A 7,852-nucleotide genomic window follows, 5' to 3' on the forward strand; every position below is an offset into this window, starting at 1 on the left:
GGTCCCGGGCCGCCGGGCCGCCGGGCCGGGCGGCGGGAACCGGGCGTCCGCCTCCGGTGCGGACCCCTCCTCCCGCGGTCCCGCCCGCGCGGTCCCCGCTCACGGCAGTGCGGAGCCGGCGCCCCGCAACGGCGCGCCGCCTCTCGTACCCGCTCCGCGGTCCGCGCCCGAGTCCCCTTCCCCACCGACTGCTTCGCCCGGGCCGGAGCCGCGCAGGCCCGTTCTCGTCCTCGCCGCACGCCACACGGACGCGCCCACCGCCGGTGGGCCCGCCCGCCCCGCCCGCAGGGACACCGGGGCCGTCGGGAACACCGCGATCGGCGGGGGCCTCGACGACCCGGCGGTGGGGGCCCTGCTGTGCGCCCTGCGGGCGCAGGCGGGCGCCGAGGCCCTGCCCCGGGACATCGGCGGCCTGCTGTACTCCCTGGTGCGGGTGAGGCGTCCCGGTGTCACGGTCGACCACGGTGGCGCCTGGCCCGACACCGCCGTCCCACTGGCGGCCGCCGTACGCGACAACGGCTCCGGCCACCTCGTGTGCCGGGCGCCCGGACGGTCGGCCGCCGGCCGCACCCGTGCCTGGCTCGAACGGGCCGGACTCACACCGTGGGCCCGTGTCCTCGGGCCCTTCGCCGACCTGGCCGCGTCCCTCCCGGGCCCGCTCGACCTGCTCGTACTGCGCGGCCGACCGGACACCTGGCGGGCCACCCTCGAACTGCTGGAACCGATGATGCGACCGGGGACCCAGGTCGTGGCGGGCAGCCGGCACGCGCTGCCGGACGACTACCTGCACCGGGTCCGCTCCTCCGGCCGCTACCTGTCCCTCGCACTGCCGATCGGCGACGGCCTCGAAGTGTCGAGCCGCCTCGCCCACCCCTCCCGTGCGACCCTGCCTCCCCGCACGGACCCGGGGACGTCCTCCTGACCCCACGCCGAGTGGAGAACCACACGTGAACAGCAGACATCTGGACATCTGCGTCGTGGGGGCCGGCCCCCGCGGGGTGTCCGTGCTCGAACGGCTCTGTGCCAAGGAGCGCAAGTCGCCCTCAGGCGACCGGCTCACCGTCCATGTCGTCGACCCCTCTCCCCCGGGCCCGGGGGCCGTCTGGCGCACCACCCAGTCCCGCCACCTGCTGATGAACACGGTCGCGTCGCAGGTCACCCTCTTCACCGATGCCAGTGTTCGGATGGACGGACCCGTCGAGGAGGGTCCGAGCCTCCACACGTGGGCGAAGGACCTGCTGCGCGACGGCGGCGGGACGGCCGACGACAGCACACTCGCGGAGGCCCGCGACCTCGGCCCGGACGACTACCCCACCCGCGCCTTCTACGGCCAGTACCTCACCTGGGTCTTCCACCGGCTGACCGCCACGGCCCCCGCCCACATGACGATCCGGGTGCACCGGGCACGCGCCGTCGAACTGGACGACGAGCGCGGCGAGCAGGCCGGCCCGCAGGTCGTCGTCCTCGACGACGGGACGCGCCTGACGGGCCTCGACGCCGTCGTACTGGCACTCGGGCACCTGCCCGCGCTCCCCACGTCCGCCGAGGCCGCGCTCGCCTCCTTCGCCGCGGACCACGGCCTGCGCTACCTCCCGCCCGGCAACCCCGCCGACGCCGACGCGGCCGGCATCGCGCCCGGCGAGCCCGTCGCCCTGCGCGGTCTCGGCCTCAACTTCTTCGACTGGATGGCCCAGTTCACCACCGGGCGCGGCGGCTCCTTCGAACCCGCGGGCGGGGACCGGCTGGTCTACCGGCCCTCCGGCCGGGAGCCGAAGATCTACGCGGGTTCGCGGCGGGGAGTGCCGTACCACGCGCGCGGCGACAACGAGAAGGGCGCCCACGGCCGGCACGAGCCCCGCCTGCTGACGGCCGCGCGCATCGCGCGGATGCGGTCGGCCATGGCCGGGTCGATCGGGTTCACCACCCATCTGTGGCCGCTCATCGCCCGCGAGGTCGAGAGCGTGTACTACGCCGCGCTGCTGCGCTCGCGCGGCACGGAGGCCGAGTCGTTCACGGCGCGCTACCTGGGGGCGGGCACGGACGAGGAACGGGCCGCGGTGCTCGCCGCGGCGGGCCTGTCCCCGGCCGACCGATGGGACTGGGGCTCGATCCAGCAGCCCTACGGGGACAAGGAGTTCGCCGGCCCGGTGGACTTCCGCCGCTGGCTGCTCGGCCACCTCGCCGACGACGTGCGCGCGGCCCGCCACGGCAATGTGTCGGGACCGCTCAAGGCGGCCCTGGACGTGCTGCGCGACCTGCGCAACGAGGTGCGGCTCGCCGTCGACCACGGCGGCCTGGACGGCGGTTCCTACCGCGACGAGCTCGGCGCCTGGTACACACCGCTCAACGCCTTCCTGTCCATCGGCCCGCCCGCGTCCCGCGTCGCCGAGCTGATCGCGCTGATCGAGGCCGGGGTCGTGGAGATCGCCGGGCCCGGCGCCCGGGTGAGCGTCCTGCCGGACGACGGGGAGGGTGCCGCGTTCCTCCTGGAGTCCCCGGCCGTGCCCGGCAGCGCGCGCCGCGCCACCACCCTGATCGAGGCGCGGCTGCCCGAACCCGACGTGCGCCGGACCGCGGACCCGTTGCTGCGCCACCTCCTCGGCACCGGCCAGTGCGCCCCCTACCGCATGCCGGGCGCGGGCGGCGTCCACGAGAGCGGGGGCCTCGCCGTGACGCGGCGGCCCTACCGGCTGCTCGACGCCGACGGCTGGGCGCACCCGCGCCGCTTCGCGTACGGCGTCCCCACCGAGGCGGTCCACTGGGTGACGGCCGCGGGCATCCGCCCCGGCGTCGGCTCGGTGACGCTGGAGGACTCCGACGCCATCGCCGGGGCTGTACTGTCCCTCGCGCGAGTCGTCCCGCGCCGTGTGCCGGGGCCGAGCGAGGACACGGCGCTGGAAGAGGCGGAGGTGATCGCATGAGCGCGCTGGACGACCTGGATCAGGGGCTGCTGTCCCCGGTCAGGGCCGGGACGGCAGTGGAGGAGGCGACCGGCGACCGGGCGTGGCTGCAGGCCATGCTGGACGCCGAGGCCGCGCTCGCCCGCGCCCAGGCGCGGCTCGGCGCGGTGCCGGAGGGGGCCGCCCGGGTGATTTCGGAGCACGCGCGGGCCGACCGGATGGACCTGCGCGCCCTCGCGCTGGCCGCCCGCGAGACCGCGAACCCGGTGGTCGGCCTGGTGCAGGCGCTGGCCGCCGCCGTGGCGGCGAGCGACCCGGCGGCGGCCGAGTTCGTGCACCGCGGCTCCACCAGCCAGGACATCCTGGACACGGGCGCGATGCTGGTGGCCCGCCGCGCCCTCGCCCCGGTCCTCACCGATCTGGCGAGGACCGCGGAGGCGCTGGGGGCGCTCGCGGCCGCCCATCGCGACACGCCGATGGCGGGCCGCACGCTCGCCCTGCACGCGGTGCCGGTCACGTTCGGGCTGAAGGCCGCCGGATGGCGCAGCCTCGTCCTCGACTCCGCCGAACGGCTGGGCCGCGTACGCGCGTCGGGCCTGCCGGTGTCCCTCGGCGGCGCGGCCGGGACGCTCGCCGGGTACCTGGAGTACGCGCGGCTGGACGGCGCCGTCGGGCCCGCGGGCCCCGGCGACTACCTGGACCGCCTCGTCGACGCCTACGCGCGCGAGACGGGGCTCGCGCGGCCCGTGCTGCCCTGGCACGCGCTGCGCACGCCCCTCGCGGACCTCGCGGCGGGGCTCGCGCACACCGCCGCGGGCCTCGGCAAGTTCGCGGCGGACGTCCAGGTGCTGGTGCGCACCGAGGTCGGCGAGGCCGCCGAACCGGCCCCCGCGGGCCGGGGCGCCTCGTCCGCGATGCCCCACAAGCGCAACCCCGTGCTCGCCACCATGATCCGTTCCGCCGCGCTCCAGGTGCCGGTCCTCGCGGCCGGCCTCACCCAGTGCCTGACCACGGAGGACGAGCGCTCCGCCGGGGGCTGGCACGCCGAGTGGCTGCTGCTGCGCGAGGCGCTGCGGCTGGCCGGCGGCGCGGCGCACACCGCCGCGGAGCTCGCCGAGGGCCTGACCGTGCACCCGGAACGCATGGCGGCCAACCTCGCGCTGACCGGCGGCCAGATCACCTCGGAGCGCGTCTCCGCCGTGCTCGCCCCGCGCCTCGGCAAGGCCGCGGCGAAGGCCCTGCTGACCCGCGCGTCGGTCCTCGCCGACCGCGACGGGCTGCCGCTCGGCACGGTCCTCGCCGGCCTGCCGGAACTGGACGGCGTACTGGACGGCGGGGCGATCGCCCGGCTCGCCGACCCCACCGGCTACCTCGGCGCGGCCGGCCCCCTGGTCGACCGCGCCCTTCGCGACCGAAAGGCGGACCTGGCATGACGGGCCCCGCGACCTCCTCCCTCGCGGCGGATCCCCCCGCCGCCCAGCAGCCCGACTGGCCCGACCGCGCGGCGCTGCACGCCGTCGCCGCCGACCTGGCGGCCCGCCCGGCCCTGGTCTCCGCCGCCGAGTGCGACCTGCTGCGCAGCCGCCTCGCCGAGGTGGCGTGCGGCGCGGCCGTGACGCTCCAGGGCGGCGACTGCGCCGAGACGTTCGACGGGACGACCCCCGAGCGGATCGAGAGCACCTACCGGACCATCCGCCAGATGGCGGCCGTCGTCTCCGGCGGGGCCGCGCTGCCCGTCGTACAGCTCGGGCGGATGGCGGGGCAGTACGCCAAGCCGCGCTCGCGTCCCGACGAGACACGCGACGGCGTCACCCTGCCCGCATACCGGGGCGATCTGGTCAACGGCCTGGAATTCACGATGAGTTCACGAGTCCCGGCCCCCGATCGGCTGCGCCGCGGCTACGAGCGGGCCGCCGGGACCCTGGAGATCCTGCGCGGCCTCGCGGCCGAACGGGGCGGCGCGTTCTTCACCGCGCACGAGGCGCTGGTGCTCGAGTACGAGCGCGCCCTCACACGTGACACACCGTCAGGCGTCTACGACCTGTCGGCACACCTGGTGTGGATCGGTGAACGGACGCGCCAACTCGACGGCGCACACTTGGACTTCGTCGCCGGCGTGCGCAACCCGGTGGCGGTGAAGCTGGGTCCTTCGTCCACCCCCGACGACGCACTCGCGCTGATCGACCTGCTCGACCCGGACCGCGAGCCCGGCCGGCTCACCTTCATCGCCCGGATGGGTGCGGGCGCCGTGCGCGAAGTCCTGCCGGACCTGGTGGCGAAGGTGACGGCGTCGGGCGCGCGGGTGGTGTGGGTGTGCGATCCGATGCACGGAAACACCGTGACGGCGCCCAGCGGTCACAAGACGCGGTGGCTGATCGACGTCCTCGACGAGATCAAGGGCTTCTTCGAGGTGCACCGTTCGCTGGGCACCCACCCCGGCGGTGTGCACCTGGAGCTGTCGGGAGAGCACGTCACCGAGTGCGTGGGCGGCACGTACGAGGTGCTGCCCGCGCAGGTCCCCGACCGCTACGAGAGCGCGTGCGACCCGCGGCTGAACCGCGGGCAGGCCCTGGACCTGGCCTTCGAGCTGGCCGAACTGTACGCGGGGAGGCCGACGGGCGGCCTGTGACGGGGGCCCGTGGCGGGGGCCGACGGGAGGCGTGCAGCCTGACGCCGCGCACGGTGCCGGTGTGGCCGGACGCCGCGCGCGGTACCGGTGCAGCCGGGGGTGGTACACGCTCGCCACGACGGGGAGTGGTACCGGTTCCGTGCGGCGCGCGGCGGCGTCTCGGTGGACGCCGGATCGGGGCGTCCCGGCGACCGCAGGGGCGGGTCCGGCCGTGCCGGTGGCGCCAAGGCCGGACCCCGCGCGGTCTCACGTGCTGGCCGCCTCCGGATGGCCGGCCGGGCCGTCGCGCCCCTTCGCGGAGTCCGTGCGGTCGGTGGGCGCCGCCGGCGTCTCCCCCGGCACCGGCAGCGTCCGCCGGAGTCGTGCCAGGGGCGAGAGCGCCATCAGCGCGGGCGACAGCAGCATGCCCGCGGCCGTGACCAGGAGGCCGGTGCGCAGCCCCCACCGGCCCGCGAGGAAGCCGCCGACCAGGGACCCGAGCGGAGCCGATCCCATGCCGACGAAGGTGATCGTCGCGGCCACGCGGCCCTGCAACGCGGCCGGGGTCACGGTCCCCCGGACGGCCATGACCAGGACGTTGACGAGCTGGCCGCCGGCACCGAACACGAAGTTGACCGCCAGGAGCGCGGCGCCCGCCACCACCGGGGACGCGCCGCGCAGCCCCGGCACGCACAGCATCGCGCCGTCGCCGAGGACGGCGGCCGTGACGAGCACCGGGCCGTAACCGAAGCGGCCGGGCAGCCGGGCGGCCAGCAGGGAGCCGAGCAGCGCGCCCGGCCCGCTCGCCGCGAGGGCGAGACCGATCACCGTGCCCGGCAGGTGCAACTCCCGGGACAGGAAAGGCAGGTAGGCGGTCGTCGTGGCCGCGAACGAGAACTGGAAGACGGCCGAGGCGAGGCCCGCGGACCGCAGCAGCGGGTCGGCGGCGACGCATCGGAGGCCTTCCCGGATCCGCCGCGACACCGAAGGAGGCCGCTTTGTACGGCCGGGTACCGCCTCGCCGCGGCCGATCCGGCGGATCGACAGCGACGACAGCACGAAGAGCAGCCCGCCGGAGGCGATGGCGACCGGCGCCGACAGCAGGGACACCAGCGCGCCGCCGAGGGCGGGACCGCCGGTCCCCGCCGCGGAGCGGCTGCCCTCCAGCGCGCTGTTGCCCCGGAGCAGCTGGTCGCTCCTCACCAGGCGCACGAGCGACGCCTGGTACGCCACGTCGAAGAACACTGACAGGGCCCCGACGGCGAAGGCGAGCGCCAGGAGGGCCGGGAGGCCGAGAGCCCCGAGGAGGGCCCCGACGGCCGCCGCGCCGAGCACCACCGCCCGGCCGGCGTCGGCCAGCACCATGACCGTACGGGTCGGCCACCTGTCGACCCAGGCGCCGGCGAGGAGCGAGAGCAGCAGGGCGGGCGCCTGGCCCACCGCACGCAGGACGCCCAGCCGGCCGGGATCCAGACCGAGTGTCAGGACGGCGATCAGCGGGAGGACCACCAGGGTGGTGTTCTCGCCGAGCTGGGAGGCGCTCTGCCCGATCCAGAGCCCGCGGAATCCGCGGTCCCGCCACAGGGCGGGCGGGGCGGCGCGCTCGGCGTCGCACGGTGGGGGCTGCGGTGGGATCCCGGACGGGGGCGGTGGGGACTGAGGTGGGGACGGTACGGGCGACATGGACGGTGCGGGCGGTGGGGACTGAGGTGGGGACGGTGCGGGCGACATGGACGGTGCGGGCGGTGGGGAAGCCGCCGGCGCCGGGGATCGTCGGGAGGGGCGGGACGGCCGGGACCATGGTGAGGGGGGTGAGGAGGGTGAGGGCCGGGAGGGGTGCGACGGCGGGGGCGCGGCGGATCGGTCGGACGGCACGGGATCCCTAGGGTTGCCGAGTTCGGTTGCCCACCGCCCGGTGCGCGACGCGGCGCACCGGCGGGTTTCCGGGCAGGGGGAGGCTCGCTGTGCCGTTCTCCACGGGCGGCACGCGATGACAGGCCGGCGAGCGGCTACGACGTCAACGCGCGCCCGAACGACCGGGCATGTCTCTCAGCTCCTCGTGGGTCACTCGGTCCCGGAACGGTAGCCCCTCGCGGCCGGCGACGACAGCGGATTACGCCGGGGCACGCTCGCGCGCCCCGGCCCGCGGGAGGCCGCGCCGGGCGGGGGCCTGCGGGCGCGGTGTCGGGAGCGGGAGTCCGGGTTCGGGGCGGCCGGCGCGTCGGATCCGAGCGCGCGGAAGGCTGGTCCGCCGACGCGTCGGGACCGAGCCGGTCGGCGGTGGCGGCGAAGCCGAGGACGGCCGCGACCCGGGTGCGCACCAACTCCGCGAGGACACCCTCCT

Annotated in this window: 5 protein-coding genes; 4 read left to right on the forward strand and 1 reads right to left on the reverse strand. The window is 76.6% G+C overall.

What is annotated here, in order from left to right; all coding sequences use genetic code 11:
* From L1885_RS19450 to L1885_RS19465, 4 genes are all read left to right on the forward strand, one after another.
* Positions 1–922: O-methyltransferase (locus tag L1885_RS19450; protein WP_235798436.1), on the forward strand; the 922-nt coding region annotated here is incomplete at its 5' end.
* A gap of 25 nt (positions 923–947) precedes the next feature.
* Positions 948–2,921 (forward strand): FAD/NAD(P)-binding protein, encoded by a 1,974-nt coding sequence (locus tag L1885_RS19455; RefSeq protein WP_235798437.1) that lies wholly within the window; start codon positions 948–950, stop codon positions 2,919–2,921.
* Complete coding sequence (locus tag L1885_RS19460; protein WP_235798438.1) at positions 2,918–4,333, forward strand: nitrosuccinate lyase; 1,416 nt, start codon at positions 2,918–2,920, stop codon at positions 4,331–4,333. Before L1885_RS19455 ends, L1885_RS19460 begins: the two co-directional genes overlap by 4 nt.
* Positions 4,330–5,529 (forward strand): 3-deoxy-7-phosphoheptulonate synthase, encoded by a 1,200-nt coding sequence (locus L1885_RS19465; protein ID WP_235798439.1) that lies wholly within the window; start codon positions 4,330–4,332, stop codon positions 5,527–5,529. The genes L1885_RS19460 and L1885_RS19465 overlap by 4 nt, the downstream gene beginning before the upstream one ends.
* Positions 5,530–5,775: 246 nt before the next feature.
* On the opposite strand, the gene L1885_RS19470 is transcribed toward L1885_RS19465, so the two are convergent.
* A complete protein-coding gene (locus L1885_RS19470) occupies positions 5,776–7,092 on the reverse strand; it encodes an MFS transporter (RefSeq protein ID WP_268984270.1) in 1,317 nt (438 codons plus the stop codon).
* Positions 7,093–7,852: the final 760 nt, after the last annotated feature.

Origin of the sequence: Streptomyces fuscigenes, assembly GCF_021556455.1 — a bacterium.
GTDB classification, from domain to species: domain Bacteria; phylum Actinomycetota; class Actinomycetes; order Streptomycetales; family Streptomycetaceae; genus Streptomyces; species Streptomyces fuscigenes.

Excerpts from the sequence above, each read along its gene's own strand:
- L1885_RS19460 (WP_235798438.1), top strand. The coding sequence starts at position 2,918 with ATGAGCGCGCTGGACGACCTGGATCAGGGGCTGCTGTCCCCGGTCAGG.
- L1885_RS19465 (WP_235798439.1), top strand. The coding sequence starts at position 4,330 with ATGACGGGCCCCGCGACCTCCTCCCTCGCGGCGGATCCCCCCGCCGCC.